Origin of the sequence: Marinimicrobium agarilyticum DSM 16975, from assembly GCF_000423345.1 — a bacterium.
GTDB lineage: Bacteria > Pseudomonadota > Gammaproteobacteria > Pseudomonadales > Cellvibrionaceae > Marinimicrobium > Marinimicrobium agarilyticum.
In genome coordinates this window covers 560694-583993 of record NZ_KE384008.1, presented here as the reverse complement: position 1 = coordinate 583993, position 23300 = coordinate 560694, and the positions used below count along the sequence as shown (strand labels likewise).

The following is a 23300-nucleotide window of genomic DNA, read 5'->3' as shown; positions in this document are numbered from 1 at the left end:
ATTGATAGAATAGCAGCGCCGATATGACAATCTTTGGCGTCGATAATCTTCATCCAATAGCAAAGCATAATCTGTGCCCAGCACCCCGGGCACTGGAGCCGTTTTTTGAGCACCCCTGCAACCACACCTGAAACGCAAGGCCCGGCAAGCCTGGACGACCCCCTGTACTATCGGCGCAACTTCGAATGGGTGTTGGAGTGGGTCAACGGTCGCTATGGGGATCTGCTGCCCGACTCCGAGCGCTCGTTTATCGAGACGGTCATGACGCTGCCCGAGGCCAGCCGGGGGTTGTTGGTCCGGATGGTCATGCGCAAGGGCGATCTGTTTCGGCCCGAGGCGTTGGATTACCCGGAACTGGGTGACACCGCGATTGCCGCCGAGTCCCTGTTGCGCCTGGGCTGGCTCAACCCTCAGCCGCTGGTCACGCTCGATGAACTGTTTCGGCTGGTCACCTGGGCCCGCCTGAAAAACGCGCTGAAGCCCCGCCTGGAAGAAACCGGGCTGGTTACGGCCAGCCTCCGCAAGGGGGAGGCCCTGGAGCACCTGAAAGCCCAGGCTCTGGAGCCTCGCCCGGTGGAAGACTGGGGGCTCGCTGAGCAGACCTTCTGGCAGTTGACAGTGATGCCCACCTGCGACCGGCTCCGCTGGTTGTTTTTCGGAAACCCCTATCAAGACTGGTCGGAATTCGTATTGACGGAGCTCGGGCTATACCAGTACGAGCCCGTGGTGTTCGACGAAAGCGCCCGACCGGTGCATTCGCGCACCGAACTGGAAACCTACTGGCAACTGCTGGAGTGCCAACGTCAATGGCAGGACGAGGACGCACCGGAGGCCATTCTGCCGCAACTGCCGCCCGAACCCACGGCCAACCCCTGGTTGGTCCGCCACTATCACCGCCTGCTGTTCAAGCTGGCCCGCCACTGGGAGCGGGTAGGGGAGCTGGAACGGGCCCGGGACCTCTACGAAGTCTGCAACTACCCCGGGGGCCGTGGCCGCCGGCTGCGAGTGTTGGAGCGGCTGGAAGCCTTTGAGCCGGCTCTCGCTCTGGCGACGCAGGCCCAGCAGTCCCCCGAAAGTGAAGCGGAAGCCCAGCAACTGGAGCGGCTGATCCCGAGGCTGAGACGCAAGGTTTTCAGAGAGAAAGCGAGCAGGCCCCGATCCACTAATACGGAACAGATAGCGTTGACGCTACCGAGTAACGGGTTCGTGGAGCAGGCTGTGCTTGAGCACCTCGGCACGCCGGAAGCGCCGATCTACTACGCCGAGAATACCCTGCTCACCGGCCTGTTCGGACTGCTCTGCTGGGAGCCGATCTTCCAGCCGCTGCCCGGGGCTTTCTTCCACCCCTTCCAACGCGGGCCCGCGGACCTGTATTGGCCGGACTTCTACGCGCGACGGGCGGAGGCCTTCGACGCCTGCCTGGCGATGCTGGACGACGGCCGGTACATCGAACAGATCTGGCGTCACTACCGGGAGAAGTGGGGACGCCAATCACCGTTTGTGTTCTGGGGAGCCATGACCGAGGAGCTCCTGGCGGTGGCGCTCGAGTGCATTCCGCCCGAGCACCTCGCCCTCTGCTTCCGACGCCTGCTGCGCGATGTCAAAGCCAACCGCGCCGGACTGCCGGACCTGGTGCAGTTCTTCCCGAATACCGGCGAGTACCGCATGATCGAAGTCAAAGGCCCCGGGGATCGCCTGCAGGATAACCAGAAGCGCTGGTTGGCCTTCTTCGAGCAGCACCGTATGCCCGTGGCGGTCTGCTATGTCGATTGGGCCGACCCGGAGGAAGCCTCCGATGCCTGAGTCCTATCGCGTCTCGGTGCGTGCCCTGTGTGAGTTCACCGCCAAAACCGGCGATCTGGACCTGCGCTTTACGCCCTCTCCAACCGCCCGTGAGGGAATGGAAGGGCACCTGGCCGTGGCGCGGCGGCGCAACGAGGCGTACCAGTCGGAAATCGCCCTGAGCGGGGAATACGACGCGCTGACCGTTCGGGGGCGAGCCGATGGCTACGCCCCGGACGCCAACCGCCTGGAGGAGGTCAAAACCTTTCGCGGCGATCTGGACCTGATGCCGGCCAACCACCGGGCACTGCACTGGGCTCAAGTCAAGGTTTACGGTTGGTTGATGTGTCAGCGGGACGAACTGGAAGCCATCGAGTTGGCGTTGGTGTACTTCGATATCATCAAACAGCAGGAAACGTTGATCAAAGAGTCCTTTCAGGCCAGTGAGTTAGAGGCGTTTTTTAAAGCCCAGTGTGACATTTTTCTTGCCTGGGCCCGGCAGGAAATGGCGCACCGCCAGGCCCGCGACCGCGCCGCTGAAACTCTGACATTTCCCCACGCGGACTTCCGCTTCGGTCAGCGCCCCCTGGCCGAAGCGGTGTACCAGGGCGCCGCTACCGGTCGGTGCCTGCTGGCGGAGGCGCCCACCGGTATTGGCAAAACCCTGGGTACGCTGTTCCCGCTGGTCAAAGCCATGCCCACCCAGCAGGTGGACAAGATTCTGTTTCTCACCGCCAAGACACCGGGCCGTCGGTTGGCGCTTGACGCCCTTGCCCAGTTGGATCAACCCGAGCTGAGAACCCTGGAGCTGGTTGCCCGCGACAAAAGCTGCGAGCACCCGGACAAGGCCTGCCACGGGGATTCCTGCCCCTTGGCCCAAGGCTTTTACGATCGTCTGCCCGCGGCCCGGGCGCAGGCCGTCACAGAACCGCGGCTCACCCAATCCCGCCTGCGGGAACTGGCATTGAGCCACAACATCTGCCCCTATTACCTGAGCCAGGAAATGACCCGCTGGAGCGATGTGATCATCGGGGATTACAACTATTACTACGACCAGAGTGCCATGCTGTATGCCCTGACCACCCAGCAGCAGTGGCGCACGGCGGTGCTGGTCGATGAGGCGCACAATCTGGTGGAGCGGGCGAGAAGCATGTACTCCGCCCGCCTGGATCAGATTCACTTCCGCACCACCAAAAAACAGGCGCCCAAGGCCCTGAAAAAACCACTGGAGAAGGTCCATCGGGCCTGGAATGCGCTGAACCGAGCCCAACCCGAGGACGAAACGTTCATCATCCAGTCCGAACTGCCCGACGAATTTGGCCAGAGTCTGCAACTGGCCACGGCTGCCATTACGGACTATCTGACCGAGCATCCGTTCGCACTGGACAGTGACTTGACCCAGTTTTACTTCGATGCCCTGCAGTTTCTTCGAATTGCCGAGCTCTTCGATGAACAACGCTTTCTCTGCGATGTGGAGTGGCGCTCGCCGAGCCGCGGACGAAAGGGCACTGTGGTCAGCCTGCGCAACCTGATCCCGGCGGAGCAACTCAAGCCCCGGTTTGAAGCCGCGCTCAGCACCACATTATTTTCGGCCACCCTCAAGCCCGCGCGCTATTATCGGGACCTGCTCGGTCTGCCGACAGACACTGTCGCCCTGGAAATGGCCTCACCCTTTACATCGGATCAATTGGCCATTCACATTGCCGGGGATATCTCGACCCGCTACCGGGACCGCGCCGCATCCATTGAACCGATCGCCCGGCTCATTCAGGAGCAGTACCAGGGGATGCCGGGCAATTACCTCGCTTTCTTCAGCAGCTACCAGTACCTGCAACAAGTGCTGGAGCAGGTTCAAACCACGTACCCCGAACTGCCTTTGTGGGTACAGGACCGGCGAATGAGCGAAAGCGCCCGGCAGGCGTTTCTGGATAAGTTTGTCGAAGGCGGGCAGGGCGTCGGCTTCGCGGTACTCGGTGGCGTTTTCGGGGAGGGAGTGGACCTGCCGGGCAACCGTCTGATTGGTGCCTTTATCGCGACCCTCGGCCTGCCCCAGGTCAATCCGGTCAACGAGGCATTAAAACAGCGTCTCGATGAACAGTTCGGCCACGGCTATAACGACACCTACCTCTACCCGGGCCTGAGGAAAGTGGTCCAGGCCGCCGGCCGGGTGATCCGCAGCGAGCAGGACAGGGGAGTGATACACTTGATCGACGACCGTTTTCGGTGGAAGCAAGTGAAAGACCTGTTGCCCACCTGGTGGCCCACCAGTGGTGACTGACCCCGTTACGCTGGCATTCAGAGCACTCGTGCTGGCAATAACCGAACTGGAACGAACCGAATTGAGAGACAATGAGTCAATGTCGGTTAAACGAATAAAAGGACGAAACATGAGACTGGTGGTACTACTGGCGTTGTTGAGCACTCCCTTGATTGCCTTCCCTGGCGCTTCCAATGTTTTCAAGTATCAGGACGAATCCGGTAACTGGGTCTTCACCGATAAGCCGCCCACCGACGCCGAATTCGAACTGATTGAAATCGAAAGCCAAGAGCAATACCAGATCCGGCCCCGACTTTATACCGAAAAAGTCGAAGGGAAAACGGCGATATTCGTTCAAAACCCGCTGTTTGCGCCTATTGAGCTCTTGGTGAAATCGGAGGACGGAACCGTTTCCTTTCAGGGGGTTATCGACGCGCAAAGCGCGAAGCGCGTTTCCACCCTGCAGGGGCGAGAGCGCTACCGGTATAAATGGGCTCTGGGCAGCCCTGCCGCAAAGCACACCTCTCCTTCCTACGGTTTTCCGGTGGCGCAGAAGGGCAAGTACCCGATCAGCCAAGGCGCCAATGGGCGCTTTTCTCACTTCCAGGAACCCAACGTTCACGCCGTGGATGTTGTCATGGCGGTGGGAACGGAAATTGTCGCGGCCAGGGCAGGGACGGTGATCTCCGTAAAGGATGACTACCATATGAGCGGCCAGAATGGTTATTTTCTGGACAAAGCCAATTATGTCAGCGTACTCCATGACGACGGCACCTATGCGACTTACGCGCACACGCTGATGGGCAGCGCCCGAGTTCAGCCGGGAGACGCGGTGGACCTGGGGCAAGTGCTGGCGCAGTCCGGCTCGTCGGGTTTTTCCACCGGTCCTCATTTGCATTTCGTGATCCGTAAAAACGCCGGTATGAGAACCGTCTCCGTTCCCTTCGCGGTGACGACCGATGCGGGACAACAGGTGCCCCTTCGCCGAGGCATTGTGGTGACGAACCCGTAAGCGCGATCCATGTCTCACTTTGGCGCTAAATACCCTTTTTCTCAGCAGCCAACCATTGGCAGCTGCCGTTAAATAGTACAAAATTGCACTCTCGCAATTACGTTTAACCCACCCGTTGTTCAGGGAGTGTTACCAGTGCCCATAAGGACCGTGTTCGGCCGCTTGACCCATCGTTTACGCAATCCCCTGACCTCCGGGGAACTTCGCTACGCCAGCTTCTGGTTCAGTCAGTTGTTGATGATTGGTGCTACTGTCTTGGGTGTGTACCTGGCATCCGCCGAAGGGATGAAGGTGGCCATCCAGTTCAACGAGCTGACTCGAATGGAGCGTAACTACTACTTGCGACAGTCCCTCGCCAACGAGCTTGAGTGGAATGCGTCGATGGTGGTGGAGTACGCCGAAGAAATTCAGGGTGGCATCCCCTCACAGAGTTACTTTCAGATGAACCCGCTGGAACTTGATCAGTTCGTCTGGCAGGCCATGCGTGAGTCGGAAGCCACGCTGGAAACCCCCAGCGGCTTTCTCAGTGCCGCCCAACGGTTTTATCGCGAAGTGCCGGCCATGTACCAGAAGCTTTCGAACCGCTCCGTCGGTGTCAGCTATGGCTCCAAGCAGTTGCTCGCCTCGGCGCAGACCATCCTTGAAGGAACCGTGCCCGCCCTGCGAGAAAACGTGGCTACGCTTAAAACTGAACTGGAACATGCCGGAATGGAGTTGAACTGATGCCCTCGACAATGGCCCGCTGCCCCAACTGTGTCACTCTTACGCTGGTGGAAACTCGCACCGCTCGCCAGGCCGTGCTGCAGTGTGATCACTGCCGGGGTGTCTGGTTTGAGGATGGAGCACTCAACCGCGCCATCGCGCACAAACATGAGCATATTGACGAGTACGATCACGAAGAACATCTCGGGGCCAAAATTGGGAAGGGCGACCGCCTATGTCGTCGGTGCGATAGCGCCATGGAGCGCTACCACCTGTTGAAGCACTACGAGGTGGAGGTGGACTGCTGCCCGAGCTGCGATGGTGTCTGGCTCGATCGCCACGAAGTCACCGAGGTGATGCAGTCTCCTCAGTTGAAGGACGCGCTCGCCACCCTGAACCGATCCACCAGTTGGCGCTCCTGGGCGTTTCAATTGCTGACGCAGATGCCAGTAGAATTTAACCTCAAAGCACACCGCACCCCCTGGGTCACCTACGGCATCATCGTACTTTGCAGTCTATTATTCATTGCCGGACAAGTCGTTCCGGGCCTGGAAATGCCACTCTATGCCTGGCTGGGCTTCAACTCCGACGCGCCTTCATGGCTTCAGCCCTTCCAACTGGTAACCCACCAGTTTATGCACGGGAGCTGGATGCATTTGCTCGGCAATATGTATTTTCTGTGGTTGGTGGGGGATAACATCGAAGACGCACTCGGTCACTGGCGATACCTCATGCTTTACCTGGTTAGCGGCATTGCCGCGGCGTTAGCCGAGTGGCTGTTCTTCGATGCCTCTGGCGGCCCCCTGTTGATGGTGGGGGCCAGCGGCTCCATCGCGGCGCTGTTTGGGGTGTACATGATCTGGTTCCGGTACGCCAGTCTGACCATGATGATCGTTGTTTTCCAGATAAAATTGGCACCTCATTGGTACTTCCTTTTCTGGAGCGGATTCAACATCGTCGGTATGTTGATCGGCGACACCGGCGTGGCCTACTGGGCGCACTTGGGGGGCTTCCTGTTTGGGCTGGTCGTCGGGCTGACGTCAAAGTCAAGGATAATGGAGCAGAACCTCCTCATGAAGCTTCTCAATCAACCCGAGATCAGAGTCCAGCGAAGCTCTCGATGACAGCCTCAAGGCTCAGAGTGTTGTCAACAAATAAGCTTGCGATGCATGGCCTCGTAGACGGCACCAGGCGCATTTGGCACATTGAGCTTGACGAATATACTTTTTCGGTGGTTTTTGATTGTTGATACGCTCATGTGAAGCTTGTCGGCCGTGGATTCCGCCGAGAGCCCTTCTGCGGCACACTTGAGAACCGCGATTTCACGGTCTGTCAGTAGGGGCTGGAGTGCCAGCATCGGGTCCACTTCGTCGCGGTGGCTGAGAAAGCGCTGAATGCCTTGTTGTGCCTCATCAGAGAAGAAGGTTCTCCCCTCCCTGACTTTCCTTATACATTCGATAATAACTTCTTTTCGCTCCTTTTGACTGATGTAGGCATAAACACCCGCAGAGATGGCGCTACTCACCATCTCGCCAGAACAGTTCTGGGAGATGACAATGGTCTTTGCGGGAATTCCCTGACCTTTCAGCCCTGTGCAGATATGAGGAACGGCACCATCCGGGAAGTTCATCTCGGTAAGAATAATTTCAGGCCTGAGCCTCTTTGCCTTTGCTACCACATCGTCCGCCCGGTCGGTTACACCAACGACTTCAAATTCAGGCACTGACGAGATAATGCTTACCAGGCCCTGACGCACAAGGGGCTGGGGGTCTGAGATCAGTATGCGTGCTTTCATTACAAACATCCTCACTGTTTCAGTTATAAGAATACGACAATGTTTAACGAATTGACGCCTAACCAGGCACAAGGTTGACGCTTACCTTGTGAATACCATCTTGCCGAATGATAGTGAATTCCACCGGGTTATTGAGTAGAGCTTTGGTGGTGATATCAAAGACCTGACTGACCCGGTGAACAGGCTTATTGTTAATGAATACAATGACATCTCTATCTTTAATACCGGAGCGACCGAGAGCTCCGCTGCTTGACACCGACAGGGCCACTACGCCCCGAGTGGAGGGGAGGTCCAATTGGTTGGTGAGGCGCCGGCTGTTCTCCAGAATACTGGCTCCCAATATCGGGGCGCTCAGAGTGTTAACGGCTCTGTTGGCAATATCTCTGATGAATATGCCAAACATCGCCACACCGCAGACGACAAAGAGCATGGTGAATACTTTGGAGACGTCGGTAGTCGGAGAAAGGTCGCCGTAGCCAATGGTGGTTAAGGTGATAATGCTGAAATAGAGTGCGTTGATCAAAGACCAGCCCTCTTCCAACGCATAAAAGACGGTGCCGGAAAGCACCACCGCTGCGACAATGGCTACCACTGTCAGAAGGCGCCTCTCATTGGTATGTATAGAGAACAGCATTGGTCTTATCCATTTTATCAAGAAAGAAGGGGCCACAAACGTGGCCCCTTTTCCGCCTCAGTCGGCAGCGGTGGAGGATTGTTGGAACACCAGATTGCGAAGGTCACGGATATCCGCTCGAACCCCATCGATCTGGTTGGTCAGGTCGTTCACCTCGTCCCGCATGATTTCAAGAATGTTGAAAAGGCGATCTTGATTCAGTGACGATTTGATTTGGGACAAATCGTTTCGCATAGCCTCAAGTACGGCTGTTTGATCAGTAGGCATGTTGGCCTCCTTTTGTTAGTTGGTGAGAAATAGGCGAGTCAGCTTGTTCTGACTTTCCGTTATTCGCCGTTCCGCCATGGCGTTACAGCGAATTGATATACGATCTCCTATCAATCCTGTGCCGGGAAGAAGCTTTCGACAATGCGGGTCTGAAGCTCCTCCTGGATGGACATGATGGATTCAATGGTCTTTATTACGCCATCGAGTATGGTTCTCAAGATTTCTTCGGCTTCGCCCTGAAGAGAGCCTGAGGGGCTGTTGGTGATATCAGTCTTGATACTCTCCATCAGGCCAACCAGGCGGTCGATGGTGGTCTGATTGAAATCGATCAGAGTATCGATGATATCGGGCAGAGATACGGTGCCGTGAGTAGACATGGAAGACTCCTTGTTTGCTGGGTTTTAGTGGCCGTCAGTGAGCGTTCTGTTCAGCTCTGAGACATGTTGAATCAGGTTGTCGACACGACTGTCGATGGTTGAAACAATGTTTTCGATATCGTCATCCAGGTTGGGGGTTGACGATTTCAGCTTTTCGATCTGATCTTGAATAATGGAAAAGCGAGCGATCAAGTCGTCGTTTTCATCCATAAGTCGGTCTTTAAGGTTTTTCAGTGAGTCGTCTTGGGGAATCATGAAGTCCTCTCCTTTGTTTTGGTTCAGTTTTATACTAGGACTTTCTGTATTTTTATGGTATCGCAGCTTTGGCCAATAATTCGGCCATTGAATTCCGCCAGCCGAGTAGCCTTTCAGATAGATTGTTATAGACTAATTTTGAAGAATTAATAAAAAAATTGATGTTTAAGTGCGGCTATAAATCAAAAAAATATAGAACACTTCGTTTCCATAATGGAATCTGTCTTTTTTATTAAGAAATAACGTTTATTATCCTTAAAGAATTACATTCGGTAATGAAAATTGGCGCGTCAGGGTAAACGTCAGGAGGTGGCGGGAGGCTTTGATAGAGAGATTCATTCTATAAGAGGGGAGGGGTTATTCGAGATTTCAGCCCATAACGTCAGTACCAGTGGTCCGGTGTTGACCGCATCCTTGCGGTAACTTGTAAAGCCTGGCCGTGTATGACGACGATTGCGAAGGCTAGACGGTTTTTTTAGGGCGAGGGGTGTCAGGTTCGACCGCAGCATCCTTTTGGTGTACGGTCACATTGCTCCCGTTGGCGGCGTTGCTGCTTGCTGCAGCGCCGTCAGGACCAACGGCGACCACCCCAATTTTGCTGGCAGCCGAGGCGGAGTTGGGCCCCACCACAGCCACACCCGCTTCACTCGCCGCCGCCGCATAATCTTTGCCGACGACGACTGAGGCCACTCTGGTACTGGGGGAGTTTTTCCCCACGGCAGAGGCGCTGGCGCTGGCGGCAGCGGGCCCGTCTCCTTGCTCAGCTTCCGCCGCAACCGATGTTGTGGCCGCGAATTCGGGTACGGCCGCACCTGGTGCTGCGGGTTTAGGGCTGGCTTTTGCTTGGTTTTTTTCCTGAGTAACGTCTCCAACGGAGCCGGAAGTTGCACTACTCATAATATTCTCCTGTTTCAGAAAGTTTTCAAATTTGCGGAGCCTTAGCCCGCGCAGAGAAGCTGGTCATAACACATTGAGCCACCGGACCACCAAAAGAACACCGGTGACGACGACGGCAATACCGGACAGGTCGACCAGTAGGCCTGTCTTTACCATTCGCCGAAAAGGAATCTGGCCTGAGCTGTACACGATGGCATTGGCTGAAGTGGAAATTGGCAGCATAAAGCCGTAGATGGCAGCAAAAGTCGCAATCAAAGCCGCTGCTTTGGGGTCTCCACCACCGGAGACGGCTAAGGTGGGAATGATCGGCACCAGCACACTGATACTCACCAGGTTGCTGGTGAGCTCCGACATTGAAATGGCCAGGGCTGCGGCAGCGATGTACACCCAGATCGCGCCCACGCCCGCAATTTCCCCGGCAATGTGTTGCCCCAGCGTTTGCGCCAGGCCGGTTCTCTCCATCATGGTGCCTAACGCCAGCGCGGAGCCCACGAGCAGCAGCGGCCCCCAGTCCATACTGGCGGTGTCTCTCCAGCGCAGAGTGAAGCCCTTTTCTCGGCTGATGGGCAACATGAAAAGCAGGGCCGCCGCCAAAATCGCCACGACCGAAGGCGGCAACTGTCCAGAGGCGAACTGGTAGATCACGTTTTCCTTGCCGACAACCATTCCGATGACTGGCGGTAAAAACCAGAAGGTAACCGCAAAGCAGAAGGCAATAAGCGTGTTGACTTCACCTCGGTCCATTGGCCCCATGGCTTTGAGCTGGTTTTTGATACGCGTTGTGGCATTGGGCAAGGAGCCAATTTCTGGCCGGTTGACCAGCAGAATAATGCCACAGAGAAAGGCAAACATCGTGATCACGATCGGTCCGCCCATGGCCATCCATTCCAGTACGGAAATATCGGTATCAAACTCCGTCTGTATGAACTTCCAGCCGACGAGATTGGACGCATCACCAAAAGGGGTAACCAGTGCTCCAAGGGTGGCTCCGTAGGCGGTAATCAACAAAAGGGCACTGCTCAGCCTGAGCGGCGTGGCGCCATTGACGTTTATGCCTTTTTCTTCCACATCCGACGAAAAAATCTTGACCAGCCCGAGAGCAATCGGAAGCAGCATAGCGGCCACCGCCCCGTTGTCGATAACGCCGGAAAGCAGCGTTGCCAAAGCACCGAAGACAATAATGATGCGGTAAGTGGATCGCGCCACCCCCGGCAAAAGCAATGCCTTTAGAGCAATGCGTTGCCCAAGCCCGTATTTGGACATGGACTGTGTCAAAATGAATCCGCCGATGAGCAGAAACAATGTGGGGGAAGAAAAAGCACCGAAGACGGTGGATGCGGGAGCCACATTGAAAATGATGCAAAGCGCCAGCCCCAGCACGGAAGTGACGGGAATAGGCAAGGGCTGAAATACCCAGAAAGTAACGGTCACAACGATAACCGCCAGCAGGTTCTGCTGCTCCTGTTCGAGACCTGAGGGGAGAAACATGGTGATCAGCATCAATGCCGGACCCAGCAGCAGGCCCAGAATTTTCACTTTGCTGATGCGCCGCTTCTTCGGGCGCTGGCTGTCAGAGCGCACGGGCTCCGAGACGTGGTTGGACGGTTTTTGATTCATAAAACACCCCGAATAATGGCTTGAATTTGATTCTATCGGGGGTTCGGGGTTGCTTAATATCGCCGCTTTGGCTATAAATTCCGCTACTTTTTCTGTCGCCGTTGACTCAAATTATTCGACGTTAAGGTAGCCAAAGGGTGTGTAAAAGAAAATGAAGGAGAAGGGGGGGGGGGGCGGCACGTCCATGTGCCGTTTAACAGTTACTTAAAACGCGGGAAGCTCCTCTAGCGTGATGATGTTTTCATGCGTGTATACGTGAACCTTGTGCTCATCGGTATTGTAATGTTCGCCGGTCCAGAAATTACTGCTACTGGTGACGCCGGCTTCTGAGTCGCCGTCATTCCAGACGACAAACCAGAGCCACCAGGCGCCGTCGGCCGCCATCATATCCGGGTCTGGAATATTGCTGTTCTCGCTCAGGGCAACCATTTTAGTCTGCAGCGGGTACTGCGCTGTTTCGTTGTAAACCTCGATCTGGGATTCGTAGTTCTGTGCGCCGTCGTAGATGTCGGTACTGACGATATCGACATAATCGTTACCCGGATACCAGCCCGCGCTCTGACCGTTCCATACCCAGATCAGGTTGTTCAGACCGTGGTAGTTTGTGAGACGTTCGTAGAGGTGACGCCACAAAACGACCTGTGCATAAGCTGGCGGTACACCGTCGGTGCGAGCACGACCCCACCAGAACCAACCGCCGGAGGCTTCGTGTAGCGGGCGCCAGAGCACGACGACGCCTTCGTCCTCCAGGCGCTGCAGCTCGGCGGCAATAGCGTCGATGTCATTCTGCATGGCATTGAAGGCGTCGCTCTGGGTGTCCAACTGCCCGTCGGCCACGGGTATCTCAAAATCCGTCTGATCCGAATAGAACTGGGCACCACTGTCCGCGAGCGGGTCACGCCAATGCCAGGCAAAAGTGACCAGGCCCCCGCGGTCCCAGTGCGCCATAGCCTCTTCGGTCTGCGTCAATCCCGATCCGGAATTGAAGCCGTAATTCATAAAGTCATAGCCCATAATGGCGGGCGCCTTGCCGGTATCGTCCACCACCCGTTGGTACATGTCCGTGGAATCTTTCCAGGTCAGGTCCTGCTGGCCGGACAGAGTCTCGCTGCCCCAAATCGAGCGGAGGTAGTCGTACACCGCTTCCGCAGTCGCGGAGGCGTTTTCATTCATGAGGTCTTCCGCGAGAGGGGCCTGCTCCTGCGTCCGGTTGGCCGGACAGAAGCTCTCGGAGACGCAGATCTGGCCGCCATCATAGCCCCAACTGGTGTTGTCTACCGAGCAGTAAGACCAGCTGCTGGTGCCAATGACACACCCTTCGAAGTCCCCACGGTCCGGATCGGCGGCGGAGTGACGGACCACGCAAGTCTCGCCGCTTTCCCAGCCCCAGCCATCGCCGTCCGGGTCCGAGCCGGCGGGGGTACAGTAGGGATCACCGTCGGAGGTTTCGACAGGAAGGGCGGGCGAACTGCTTGAGCTGGAGCTACTTTCACCGGCGCTGCTCGTCGTTTCACTTGAGTGACTGGCGTCCGCGGACTGGCTACTGGAGGCGCTGGAAGCAGGCTCCGGGTCAGGCTGGGTACCGCCACCACTGCTGCCACAGGCGCTTAATACCAGAGCGAAACATAGGGACCCAAAACAAGAGAGTTTCAGTTGTGACATGGGTGTCTCCAGAGGACATTATTGTTCTAGTGGCCTTGATGGATGCCGTAATACCCACCAATGTAATCGGTTACTTTCTAGTGTAACCGGTTTTATGGCACAAAAAAAGTGGTTTTGATCGTAACGAAGAGAAGACTCCAGCAAATTCAGGGGGAGGGCGCATCGAGCCCCATCGGGCTGGCAATGAACCCCAGCTTTGCTAGTATTGACCGTGGCAGGCCGCACAGCCAGAGCCTGACCACCTCACCACTATAATGATGACATGGAGTTGAACGGATGCTGTCGACAAAAGCCACTTACGCTCTGGCCGTTCTGGCTGGCTTGGCCATCGGTTTTATCGCCCCGGAAATTCTTGGGTACACCAACGCTATCACACTGCCCGAGTTTTACCGGGAGTTCTCCGGGGGTTGGCAGACGTTCGGTCTGATTCTTTGGGAATGGTTGGTGGTGAGGGTGCCGGCATACGGTTTGCTGGGCGCGCTCGCCGTCGTAGTGCTGATGCGCTCCGGCAGTGGCGCCTGGTTGAAGCTTTGCCTTATTGTCATCGCTGCGGAGCTGATAGTCTCCTTCTGGGTGCTACCCACCTTGTACGGAATGACGCCCCCCATGCGGATGCTCCCGGAAGTGTGGGCATTTCACCTGGCAGCGCTCCTACCGGGGGTATTGATTGCCGGGTTTCTTGAAGGCGGCCGACAGCCGCATTCAGCGTGACGAGACAACATCGGCAAGCAAGCGGGCGGAGCGGTCGCCCCACCCGTGGGTAACATCACACGAAGTGAAAAAAACGATAAGTGGACTGATCATCGTTCCTGTAAACGCTGAAAATGAGCCAATCAAAGAAACAAAAAAAATCGTAACGATCGCGAAAGAGAAACTCTCCTTTGGCGCATGGTTGATCCTACTCGCCCTGTTATACTGACCGATATGACTGCTAACCTACGGTTTACCCATACAGCAGGAGGTTGAGATGAGTAAGAGCGACATCATCCACGAGCCGGAAAACAAGCGTTTTATTATTCCACTCGATGGCGCAGACCCAGCGGAGCTGAACTACGCCATCAGTACGGACCACTCGCGCGATCCGGGCCGGTCCGTCGTCGATTTTACGCGCACCTACGTGCCGCCGGAGCACCGCAATAAAGGCCTGGCCGAAAAACTGGTTCGCCACGGCATAGCCTGGGCGCAAGACCGCGACTGCCGGATGGAAGCCAGCTGTTCCTACGCCGCAAAATTTTTGAAAACTTGATCCCAGGGCTCAATGTATTGAGGTACGAAATGGCGAACGAACCCAAGGTGGCCTTGGTCACCGGAGCGGCCCAGGGCATTGGCAGAGGCATTGCTCACTACCTTCTTGAGAAAGGCTGGCGAGTCGCCCTGTTCGACATTGACGAATCGGCAGGCCTGCAATCTCTGGAGCAACTACCAGAGGGCAGGGCGGCGACGTTTATCGCCGGGGATGTCTCCAACGAAAACGACGTACGCCACGGTATTGAGCGCACGCTGGATTGGGGCGGCCGCCTGGATGCACTGATCAACAACGCCGGCCTGGCCGACCCACACTCAGGCCCCCTGGAAGACCTGTCACTGACCGATTGGCAGCGCCGGCTGGACGTCAACTTGACCGGACCTTTCCTGATGGCAAAGCATGCGGTTAAGGCCTTGCGGAACGCCAAGGGCACCATCGTCAATATCGCCTCAACCCGCGCCCTGCAATCAGAGCCTCAATGCGAATCCTACGCAGCCAGCAAGGGCGGCATAGCGGCCCTGACGCACGCCCTGGCAATGAGCCTCGGCCCGGACGTTCGGGTCAACAGCGTCAGCCCCGGCTGGATTGATGTGCGAGCCCAGCAGGCAGACGCACCGACCAACCTGAAACCCCTGCCCGCCAGTGCCCACGAGCAACACCCGGCCGGCCGGGTAGGGAAGCCGGAAGATGTTGGGGCACTGGTCGCTTACTTGATCTCGCCGGAAGCGTCGTTCGTGACGGGGCAGGATTTCGTCGTGGACGGTGGCATGAGCCGGAAGATGATTTATGAATAGGGAGTCCGGCTATGACTGACACCCGGATGTGCCCCTGCGGCAGCCGCGCAATCTATGAACACTGCTGTGGCCGCTACCATGCCGGAGAGCCAGCGCCGACACCCGAGGCACTGATGCGCTCGCGGTTTAGCGCCTTTGTGGAGAACCGAACGGATTACCTGACGGCGACCTGGCATTCTTCGACTCGCCCCAACACCCTGGATTTGACCGATAGCCCGAACTGGGTGGGGTTGTCGGTGTTGGCGAGCGACGCCAGCGATGACCAGGGCCATGTTCACTTCAAAGCATACTACCGCGCTGGCGAGCAGTGGTGCTTTCTGGAAGAGCACTCGGACTTTGTGCGGGAGGAGGGGCGTTGGTTCTATGTCAGCGGCGAAACCCGGGATGAGGGCTTCAAACCGGGGCGGAATGAAACCTGCCTGTGCGGCAGTGGCCGAAAATTCAAGCGATGTTGTGGTTGATAGCGCTCGCAAGGCACGGTCGCCCTGCGATAAGCCATGCTAAATAGCACCTAATGAGGTGCTTATCCGTAATAAATCTTCACACAGTTTCGTCCGTCGTTTTTAGCGGCGTATAAGGCGCCGTCGGCTCGCTTTAGCGGAAGCTCGATTGAATGCTCGCCAACCTTACACCGGGCAATACCGATGCTGGTCGTCATGCGTATGGTTTTTCCCTCATAGAGTATGTTCATGTCACTGCATGCTTCCCGCAGTCGCTCCGCGATGACCGCAGTGTGGTTCAAGTCGGCTTTCAATAACAATACAGCAAACTCCTCGCCGCCGAGTCTGCCAACGATGTCGCTTTCGCGAAACTGCTGACGCAACAGACCTGCAAAGGCACGCAGTGCCGCGTCTCCGCCAGCATGCCCATATTGGTCATTGATGTTCTTAAAGTAATCAATGTCCATGGTGAGGACTGTAAGGTCTTCATGGTACCGGCCTTGACGTTGCAACTCTTGATTTGCCAGCACATTAAACTGCCGGCGGTTGTTCAGGTTCGTTAGTGGGTCGAGCGAAGCCAGCCGACGCATATCTTCTTCCAACTGATGGCGCTCTGAAGCGTCTACCATTGTCACCTGCAATGCCGGCGCCTCGTCCCAATGCACCGTTGAAGCCACCAGATCAATCCAGATTTCCTTTCCAGTTTGGGTACGCGCCTCCGCGCGAAGCTGAACGCTTTCAATATTGCCGTTTAGTAGTTGTCGCCACTGCTTATCCTCTTCTCTTTCAGCGGGCACAATCGCCATCTTATCGAGGGAATAGTTCTGGCAAAGCTCTTGGTCATCGGAAAAACCAAACAATAGCGCTGCGGCGCTATTGGCAAACAGAATACTATTTCCAGCGTTGGGCGCACAAACGACAACCGCTTGTATTGAACCCTCTGCCAACGACCGAAAACGTCGCTCATTGTTTGCGAGCTCTCTTTTCAGAGCTTCTTCTTCAGTTACGTCGGTGATAATGCCGCTGAACACGACCTCGGTGTCAGTTCTTTTCACCGCTCGGCTTTCCAGTCGCACCCAGCGCCAATCCCCATCCGGGCCGCGCACTCTGAGCTCATAAGACCAATGCGTCGAGTAAAGCTCGACTGAGCCAATGGATCTGCTCATCTCTAGTAAGTCGTCCGGATGAACCAGCGTCGTCCATTCAAGCAGGAATGTTTCCGGTGTTAGACCGAAGAGGTCCTCGGTTCGAGGGCTCACATAGTAAAACCCCATATCACCGTTAAGCCGCTTATACCATTGGTAGACAACCCCAGGGGCTGTTTCGGCAATCTCGCGTATTCGCTCCTCGGACTGGCGGATTGCAACCAAAGCATCGGAAAGCTCTGCGGTGCGTATCTGGACACGCTCCTCCAACTCTTCACGCGCTCGGCGCAGCTCTTTCAGGGCCGACTCACGTAAAGTGACATCATTTTGGATGCCAATAAAATGGGTTAACACGCCTGTCTCGCCATAGACAGGGGCTATGCTTAGTTCGTTAATAAACAAGGTGCCGTCTTTTCGGTAGTTGCGGAGCATCACTTTTGCTTCGCTTCCACCCGCAATGGCGTTGCGGATGGTGACCAAGCCTGTCTGATCGCAGTCAGTGTCCTGCAAAAAACGACAATCTCGACCGATGGCTTCATTTGCGGAATAACCCGTTAACTCCTCGAAGGCAGGATTGACAAACTGGATTGGCTGACCCGCAGCACTCGCCTCGGTGATCACTACGCCGTTAGCGGTGGCAAAAGCGCCCGGTGAAACAAATGCTCAGCATCCTGGGCACGCTTGCGTTCACTGATGTCTTGGATGGCCGCGATCGCCTCAATGATCTGACCATTGGAGTCGCGGTGCAACGAGCCCGTCAAGCTGATCCAAACCACGGAGCCATCTTTACGAATATAGCGCTTATCCATGCTGTAGGACGTTATCTCACCGGCAAACAGTTTGGTGGCCTGGGCCAAGTCAATTTCCAGATCATCTTCGTGAGTGATATTTTGAAAAGTCAGCTCTAGCAGTTCCTCTTTAGGGTAACCAACAATGTCGCAAAGCCGTTGATTGACCTGCAACCAACGACCATCGGTGCCTACAAGAGCAAGACCAACCCCGGTTTGCTCAAAAATGGTCTCAAGTTTCTGTGTGGTTTCTTCCAGCGAGGCGGTTCTGTCGGCCACTTGCTGCTCGAGCCTGGAACGCAGTTGCTTTCGCTCCATATCTAGACGCAGCTGCTCGCCAATATCCAGAATCAGATTGATTGAACCCGATTGGCCATCCAATTCCGGGAAGGGCGCTGCGGTAATACTCACGTCTACGGTTGCGCCGTCCTGCTTTTTCATCCGGGTTCGCAGAGGCTCAGTTGGCAAACCCACTTGCTGACTTTCAATGAGCTGCTTGAAAGCGGGCTCATCTTCGGGTGGCATAAACGTTTCCGAAAGGCCTTCAACGTCAGCTGCTTCATAGCCCAGAAGCCGCTCGGCCGCCGCATTCCACAAAATGATTCGCCCGGCCTCGTCGCGCGCGCACATTGCGATGGGGGCGCTGCTGATCAGGCTCCGTAGACGTTCGTTGGAGCGGTTTAGCTGGGATAGGGCCGCTTCTTTATCCGACAAAAGCGCTCGCCGCTCCTCCAGCACGGCCTCGTGATAAAGCGCACTGGCAACAATATCCCCCATAATCGTCAACGATTTCAGATCCAGGGCGTCAAAAGCGTGCGGCTGTCTGCCGATTATTTTCAGTACCCCGACAACCTCTCCAGAGTGACGCAGAGGCGTACAGACCATGGAGCGCAAGCCAACGCGCCGGCTGGCCGCACGGTCGACCCGCGGATCCAGCTCGCTGTCGTCACACTTCAAAACCTCCCCCAGTCGAACGCACAGGCCAGAAAGGCTCGACTGTATCTTCAACCGCACGCCGATACTTCCGGCCGCGTCGCCATTGGCACTGCGATACACCATCTCGTCGCCTTCGGCGAGCTCGACCACCGCGCCATCAGCGCCGGTGAGCGTCTGTACTTCGTCCACCACCAGTTGCATGAGTGATTCGAGGTCCAGTTTGGTGCTGACGATTCTCGCCTGTGCCTCAATCAATCTCGACAGGCGCTCGACGTCTTCCGCTTTACCGGCCCCAGTACTGGCGCCAATTTTCGGTTGTAACCAGCGCTGGAGCCTCGCCTCCACCCCGTCCCGGGGTGGCGAGAGGTAATCCCAGGCACCTGCATCCAGCGCTGCCAGCCGGGCCGCATTATCGTCAGGCCCGATCACCACCAGAGGGAGGCGCTCGAGCAGCGCGGCTTCGCTCAGGCAGTGGCATGCCGCGACGGCCTGCTCTCCTTGATCGACTACCAGTAGTACCGCATCAGGCAGGGCGCCGCGTTCCGCACTGTGCTTGATCAAGCTGTTTATGTCCGGAAATTGCTCAAGTTGGGCAACAACTGGCGGCAACGTGTGGGTATTTCCGGTAGAGGAGGGGATCAACGCAGTGAACATAAAAGCCATTGGAGAGTAACAAATTGCACGGTAACCGTCCCCCTGTAAACAGTAGGGGAGGTATAGTTAAGGACCTGTGGGTGAGTATAGAGTTGCAATAAGGTGTTTGCGCGATAGAGTTCGCGGATTCAAGGGTGAGGGCGGGGTGGCTCGCAAAGCGCGCGATTATAGAGAAAGACCGCCTCACTGGCCACCCCGAAATCGCGATTTGTCCAGCGCTGCGGCCGCCAGCCCTTCCGGCTGGCCGCTACACTCGTTTGCGACCCCGATCAGTTGGCTTACCTTATGCAGCCGAACATGGGATTGACGAGGTCGGTTTCTTAGTGGCTGTCGTCGATCAGCTCCATCAGCGCCCGGTCGTGGTTGTTTACCACTTCAGGCGTGGCATCGAAAATCATGGTCGCACCGTTTTCCCGGGAATAAGGGGGCCACTCCGGCAACTGGCCGGCCACATTGGGGTCACCGGTGTGGGCAAAATTGATCCATGCCTGGCTCATCACATCCGCCAGCCGCCTGGCCTCCTCGCTGGTGCCGGTCCAGTGCTGGCCCAGCTCAATATTGTTGAATGCCAGCGGTATGTCCAGGCCATGGAACGAGCCGCGGGTACCGCCGTCAACCGGACTTTTCCAGGTCAGCAGATAGCTGTAGACAGGCGCATCGCGTTTCTCTGAGCGAGTATCGGCAGTCTCTATGGTAGTGGGGCGAAAGAGAGTGTCGATCGACAGCAGATCCTGCGGCGTATAGTCCGGATAAGCGTCGGCGTAATGCGCCAAGTAGGCGTCCGTGTCGTCACCATAGGTGTCGGCCAAACGCGCCTTGGCCTCCTCCAGTGTCAGGTCTCTTTCGTCGTAAGCCGTTCTCACCAATTCATTGAGTGTGGTCCCGATTAGCAGGGGAACGCTTTCCGAGGTATCGGCGAAGCCGGGTGAGAAGGGCTGTTGCAGCAGATTCACGCCATCCGGTACAGGCCCGAAACCAAACATGGTGCGCGTGCCGGGCACCCTCAGGCCCACGGTCTTCTCTAGCGCTTTGTTGCCTACGGCGACCAGTTCTTTGTAAGGAAGAGTCTGTAGCGGGCCGAGATCGTCCCCGGAAAGCTCCAGCTCGGCCACCAAAGCCCGGCCGACGGCCCGCGATTTTTCCTGGGTCATCACATTGACCAAGGTGCCGCTCTGAATAATGGCTTTATGAAACAGGCCCTCGGCCGCGGGCATCGACATCAGTGTGCCGACTTTCCCGCCGCCACCTGACTCGCCCACAACCGTCACGTTGTCAGGGTCGCCCCCGAAGGCTTCAATATTGTCCTTGATCCATTCTAGAGCCGCCACAATATCCAGCATGCCGACATTGGCTGAATGGGCGTATTGATCGCCAAAGTCCGACAAATCGAGAAAGCCCAGGATATTAAGCCGATGATTCACCGATACAAACACAATATCGCCGGTTTCTGCCATCCTGTGACCATCCGTGACGGGGTCGTTACTGGAGCCGACGCTAAACCCTCCACCATGAAGCCATAAAATCACCGGCCTTTTCTTGCCGTCGTCCAGTCCCGATGTCCAGACATTCGCAGTGAATAGACGCTTTTCATCCATCGCCGAGCCTGGCGTCCAGTCATTGATTTGCATGGCGACCGGGCCAAACTCCGTGTGTTGACGAATGCCTTGCCAACTATCGGGTTTCCGGGGCGGCATAAATCGCTCAGCCTGGGCGTAAGGGATACCTTTGAAGCTGAAAACCCCATCCTCAATGTGCCCAGAGCTGGTGCCATAAGTGGTCGTGACAAGGGGAGGCTGATGTTGCTCTGGCGGCAAGCTGCAGCCTGCGACAGCAATTCCTAACAGGGCGGCCAAGGTCAGCCAGCCAATGGGCGTATATTTCTTTTGGGTCATGAGCGGGAGAGTCCTTATTAAAGCGGATGTCTGTCTAATTAATATCGACGTAATGATATAGCTTCCGAATGCTGAGTCTAGGCTCAAACACCAAATTTAACATAATATACATTATGCGAAGTGTATGTTATGAGCTACTACAAAACGCCAACAGAATCAACAGCCTACGGGACACCGCCCCCGCATTATATAACGAAACATTCTTACAGCTTGGCGCCAGAATCGCCATTATGCCCGCCCCAAATGGACTACAGGAGTAATTGGGTATGAAATTTGACGAGAGTAACCCCCCTTCATGGCGTCAGATCGTGGATTCTATCGGCGTTTCAGAGCGAACCGCCCGCCGCTGGCTCAAAGACGGCGCCCCGGCCCACGTGGTGCGGTTGATCGACTTGGAGCAACGCGGGCGCATCATCCCGGAGAGCTGGCCGGAGTTTTACCGGTTCAACCACCGCGGCTATTTTGAGACCGGGAGCCACCACAGCGCCGTGACGTGGCAGGAATTGACGTGGCTCGAATACTGCGTCGGACTCTGGCACCAGTCGTTAGAGGCGATCAAGGAAGCCCAGGCGAGCATCGACTATCTGAGCGACAAACTACCGCGCGCGGACGTGATCGAGCTGGAAGCGCACCGGGAGCGGTTGCGGGCGCTGGAACGCCAGAAGCGCGTCACCGTCGCCGATGCACTGGAAATGGCCACACGCGGCCGCTAAGGAGGGAGCGCCCCACGCGGGCGCTTTGTTGGCCGAGCTCTGGCGCTCCAACGCATTTTCCAGTTGCTCAATGCGGTACACCAGGAGCTTTTGCGTGATGGCCATGGCCTCGATTTTCTCAGGGAGCGAGCGCATTTGATTCCCGAACAGGAACAGCACCAGCGTCAGCAGCGCGACGGCCGCGCCGTTTATTTTCCCGCCGTCCATCTTTTGCACCTTATCCAGCCACTCACTCATTGCGCTTTAACACCTGTTTTAGCTGAGGGGCGATTTTCTCGGCGGATCGCCCGACCACGTAGCCACCCAAACCGATCTGCAGAAGGGTCCAGGCTTCACCGGATAGCCGAAATTCGGTTAGGCCCATGGTATCGAGCACGACCAACACCAGGAAGGTCAACATGGTGATAGGCCGCCAACTGCGTTGCAGCCACCCCTGCCCCTGCGCTTCGGCTGTGATGATTTTCGACTGAGCGTCCAGTACTTTGCGTTCGTAATCGACCAGCTTACCGGCCATTTCATTTTGCATGGCCACCAGCTCATTTTTCAGCTGATACTTTTCCGCGTCGCTGGTGTGCAGGTCATCAATCAGACCGGTCACCGGCTTTATCAGCTCGCCCAGGAAGCCAAAAATGTTCACTGGCCATTCCCCCAAATCTGGCGCTTGGCCCACTCGGCGGCAACGCCACCGACCACCGTGGCCGCGATCATGAGTATGAATTTCTTTTCGTTGGTCATCGACCACCACCCCCGATGTCTTCACTGTCTTCACTATCCCCGCCACCTATTTTGTAGCTGAGATAGTCCCAAACGTCTTTGTAAAGCAACGGACTTGACCACCGAATCGCTTTGGAGGTGCCCGCCTCCACCGTTTTTGTGGCCGCTTCGGCTACGCTGGATTTCAGCCACCACAGCCCCAGCCCGATACCCGCCGCCATGTAAAGGTGTTTCTTTTTCATGCCAGCTCGAACGCCTCCGCAATCTGTGCATCGCTGTACGGCTGTTCGCCGTTCTCGTGCAGAATGATGGCTTCCACCAGGGGCCGGTAATGCTGCTGCGTAATGGGCGCATCCGTCGCAATGCCGAGCTTTTGGCTCAGGTGCGCGATGTAGGCGGCCGTGTCGTTCTCGTGCTCGGGCGCGTAGACGCTGATGAGCTTTTCCAAGGTGTTCAACCCGTCTTGATTTATATCGCCAACCACGTCGAGAATCATGGCGCGAATGCCCCACACCGGGTCCGTGAATTGTTCGTAACGGCCATCGGTGTTTTGAGCGTTCGGCACCTTGCCGTTCCACGGAATGTCCGTGATCACCAGATTCCCCGGATTGTTGTTGCGAATGCCCCGCTTTTGGTCGGTCATGCCCTGCCCCTTGGTGTCGTTACTGAATGCCAGCCCCAGCGCCGCGAGCGGCAACAGGGCCGCGAGTGCCCGGAACAT

The 23300-nt window shown here is 56.5% G+C and carries 24 protein-coding genes; 10 read left to right on the top strand and 14 right to left on the bottom strand.

Features of this window, described 5'->3' with window-relative positions:
- The first annotated feature begins 105 nt into the window (after positions 1-105).
- From G547_RS0118530 to G547_RS0118510, 5 genes are all read left to right on the top strand, one after another.
- Positions 106-1803, top strand: a complete 1698-nt coding sequence (locus tag G547_RS0118530; protein WP_211224593.1) for a VRR-NUC domain-containing protein — start codon at positions 106-108, stop codon at positions 1801-1803.
- Positions 1796-4060: an ATP-dependent DNA helicase gene (locus G547_RS0118525; protein WP_027331105.1), complete on the top strand. Its 2265-nt coding sequence runs from the start codon at positions 1796-1798 to the stop codon at positions 4058-4060. The genes G547_RS0118530 and G547_RS0118525 overlap by 8 nt, the downstream gene beginning before the upstream one ends.
- Positions 4061-4169: 109 nt before the next feature.
- Entirely contained in the window at positions 4170-5051 is an 882-nt protein-coding gene (locus G547_RS0118520) for a M23 family metallopeptidase (RefSeq protein WP_027331104.1), read from the top strand.
- A gap of 135 nt (positions 5052-5186) precedes the next feature.
- Positions 5187-5774, top strand: a complete 588-nt coding sequence (locus G547_RS0118515) for a hypothetical protein (protein WP_157209941.1) — start codon at positions 5187-5189, stop codon at positions 5772-5774.
- Entirely contained in the window at positions 5774-6877 is a 1104-nt protein-coding gene (locus G547_RS0118510) for a rhomboid family intramembrane serine protease (RefSeq protein WP_027331102.1), read from the top strand. Before G547_RS0118515 ends, G547_RS0118510 begins: the two co-directional genes overlap by 1 nt.
- Before the next feature lie 23 nt (positions 6878-6900).
- Here the strand turns inward: G547_RS0118510 and G547_RS0118505 are convergent, their stop codons facing one another.
- From G547_RS0118505 to G547_RS0118470, 8 genes are all read right to left on the bottom strand, one after another.
- The gene (locus G547_RS0118505) at positions 6901-7548 is read right to left on the bottom strand and encodes a response regulator transcription factor (protein ID WP_027331101.1); all 648 of its coding nucleotides are present in this window, start codon (positions 7546-7548) and stop codon (positions 6901-6903) included.
- 58 nt (positions 7549-7606) lie between these two features.
- Positions 7607-8140 carry an ion channel gene (locus G547_RS22890; protein WP_169449475.1) on the bottom strand — a complete coding sequence of 178 codons (534 nt, stop codon included), beginning with the start codon at positions 8138-8140 and terminating at the stop codon, positions 7607-7609.
- Positions 8141-8239: 99 nt separating this feature from the next.
- Positions 8240-8449, bottom strand: coding sequence for a hypothetical protein (locus G547_RS0118495; RefSeq protein WP_027331100.1), 210 nt, complete (start codon positions 8447-8449; stop codon positions 8240-8242).
- A gap of 110 nt (positions 8450-8559) precedes the next feature.
- Positions 8560-8826: a hypothetical protein gene (locus G547_RS0118490; protein ID WP_027331099.1), complete on the bottom strand. Its 267-nt coding sequence runs from the start codon at positions 8824-8826 to the stop codon at positions 8560-8562.
- A 24-nt stretch (positions 8827-8850) separates the two neighbouring features.
- Positions 8851-9081, bottom strand: coding sequence for a hypothetical protein (locus tag G547_RS0118485; RefSeq protein ID WP_027331098.1), 231 nt, complete (start codon positions 9079-9081; stop codon positions 8851-8853).
- Between the two features lie 462 nt (positions 9082-9543).
- Positions 9544-9978, bottom strand: a complete 435-nt coding sequence (locus G547_RS0118480) for a hypothetical protein (RefSeq protein ID WP_027331097.1) — start codon at positions 9976-9978, stop codon at positions 9544-9546.
- A 63-nt stretch (positions 9979-10041) separates the two neighbouring features.
- Positions 10042-11514 (bottom strand): SLC13 family permease, encoded by a 1473-nt coding sequence (locus G547_RS22265; protein WP_169449474.1) that lies wholly within the window; start codon positions 11512-11514, stop codon positions 10042-10044.
- A 285-nt stretch (positions 11515-11799) separates the two neighbouring features.
- Positions 11800-13257, bottom strand: coding sequence for a glycosyl hydrolase (locus G547_RS0118470; RefSeq protein WP_036189346.1), 1458 nt, complete (start codon positions 13255-13257; stop codon positions 11800-11802).
- 276 nt (positions 13258-13533) lie between these two features.
- Here G547_RS0118470 and G547_RS0118465 point away from each other — a divergent pair, with 276 nt between their 5' ends.
- The 4 genes from G547_RS0118465 to G547_RS0118450 all read left to right on the top strand — a co-directional run bounded on the left by G547_RS0118465 (position 13534) and on the right by G547_RS0118450 (position 15758).
- The gene (locus G547_RS0118465) at positions 13534-13968 is read left to right on the top strand and encodes a hypothetical protein (protein WP_027331095.1); all 435 of its coding nucleotides are present in this window, start codon (positions 13534-13536) and stop codon (positions 13966-13968) included.
- Positions 13969-14224: 256 nt separating this feature from the next.
- Positions 14225-14503, top strand: a complete 279-nt coding sequence (locus tag G547_RS0118460) for a GNAT family N-acetyltransferase (RefSeq protein ID WP_027331094.1) — start codon at positions 14225-14227, stop codon at positions 14501-14503.
- A gap of 29 nt (positions 14504-14532) precedes the next feature.
- Positions 14533-15297, top strand: coding sequence for an SDR family oxidoreductase (locus tag G547_RS0118455; protein WP_027331093.1), 765 nt, complete (start codon positions 14533-14535; stop codon positions 15295-15297).
- Positions 15298-15308: 11 nt separating this feature from the next.
- The gene (locus tag G547_RS0118450) at positions 15309-15758 is read left to right on the top strand and encodes a YchJ family protein (protein ID WP_027331092.1); all 450 of its coding nucleotides are present in this window, start codon (positions 15309-15311) and stop codon (positions 15756-15758) included.
- 62 nt (positions 15759-15820) lie between these two features.
- On the opposite strand, the gene G547_RS0118445 is transcribed toward G547_RS0118450, so the two are convergent.
- From G547_RS0118445 to G547_RS22255, 3 genes are all read right to left on the bottom strand, one after another.
- The gene (locus tag G547_RS0118445) at positions 15821-17503 is read right to left on the bottom strand and encodes a GGDEF domain-containing protein (protein WP_027331091.1); all 1683 of its coding nucleotides are present in this window, start codon (positions 17501-17503) and stop codon (positions 15821-15823) included.
- Positions 17503-19167: a PAS domain S-box protein gene (locus tag G547_RS22885; RefSeq protein ID WP_169449473.1), complete on the bottom strand. Its 1665-nt coding sequence runs from the start codon at positions 19165-19167 to the stop codon at positions 17503-17505. The genes G547_RS0118445 and G547_RS22885 overlap by 1 nt, the downstream gene beginning before the upstream one ends.
- A 413-nt stretch (positions 19168-19580) precedes the next feature.
- Positions 19581-21152: a carboxylesterase/lipase family protein gene (locus G547_RS22255; RefSeq protein ID WP_036189342.1), complete on the bottom strand. Its 1572-nt coding sequence runs from the start codon at positions 21150-21152 to the stop codon at positions 19581-19583.
- Positions 21153-21418: 266 nt separating this feature from the next.
- On the opposite strand from G547_RS22255, the gene G547_RS0118430 reads away from it, so the two are divergent.
- Positions 21419-21865, top strand: coding sequence for a hypothetical protein (locus tag G547_RS0118430; RefSeq protein WP_027331090.1), 447 nt, complete (start codon positions 21419-21421; stop codon positions 21863-21865).
- 229 nt (positions 21866-22094) lie between these two features.
- Here G547_RS0118430 and G547_RS0118425 read toward each other — a convergent pair whose 3' ends face one another.
- The 3 genes from G547_RS0118425 to G547_RS0118410 form a co-directional block, all read right to left on the bottom strand.
- On the bottom strand, positions 22095-22502 hold the full coding sequence (locus G547_RS0118425) for a 3TM-type holin (protein ID WP_027331089.1): 408 nt from the start codon (positions 22500-22502) through the stop codon (positions 22095-22097).
- Positions 22503-22596: 94 nt separating this feature from the next.
- The gene (locus G547_RS0118415) at positions 22597-22821 is read right to left on the bottom strand and encodes a hypothetical protein (RefSeq protein WP_027331088.1); all 225 of its coding nucleotides are present in this window, start codon (positions 22819-22821) and stop codon (positions 22597-22599) included.
- Positions 22818-23300, bottom strand: a complete 483-nt coding sequence (locus G547_RS0118410) for a hypothetical protein (RefSeq protein WP_084646208.1) — start codon at positions 23298-23300, stop codon at positions 22818-22820. Before G547_RS0118410 ends, G547_RS0118415 begins: the two co-directional genes overlap by 4 nt.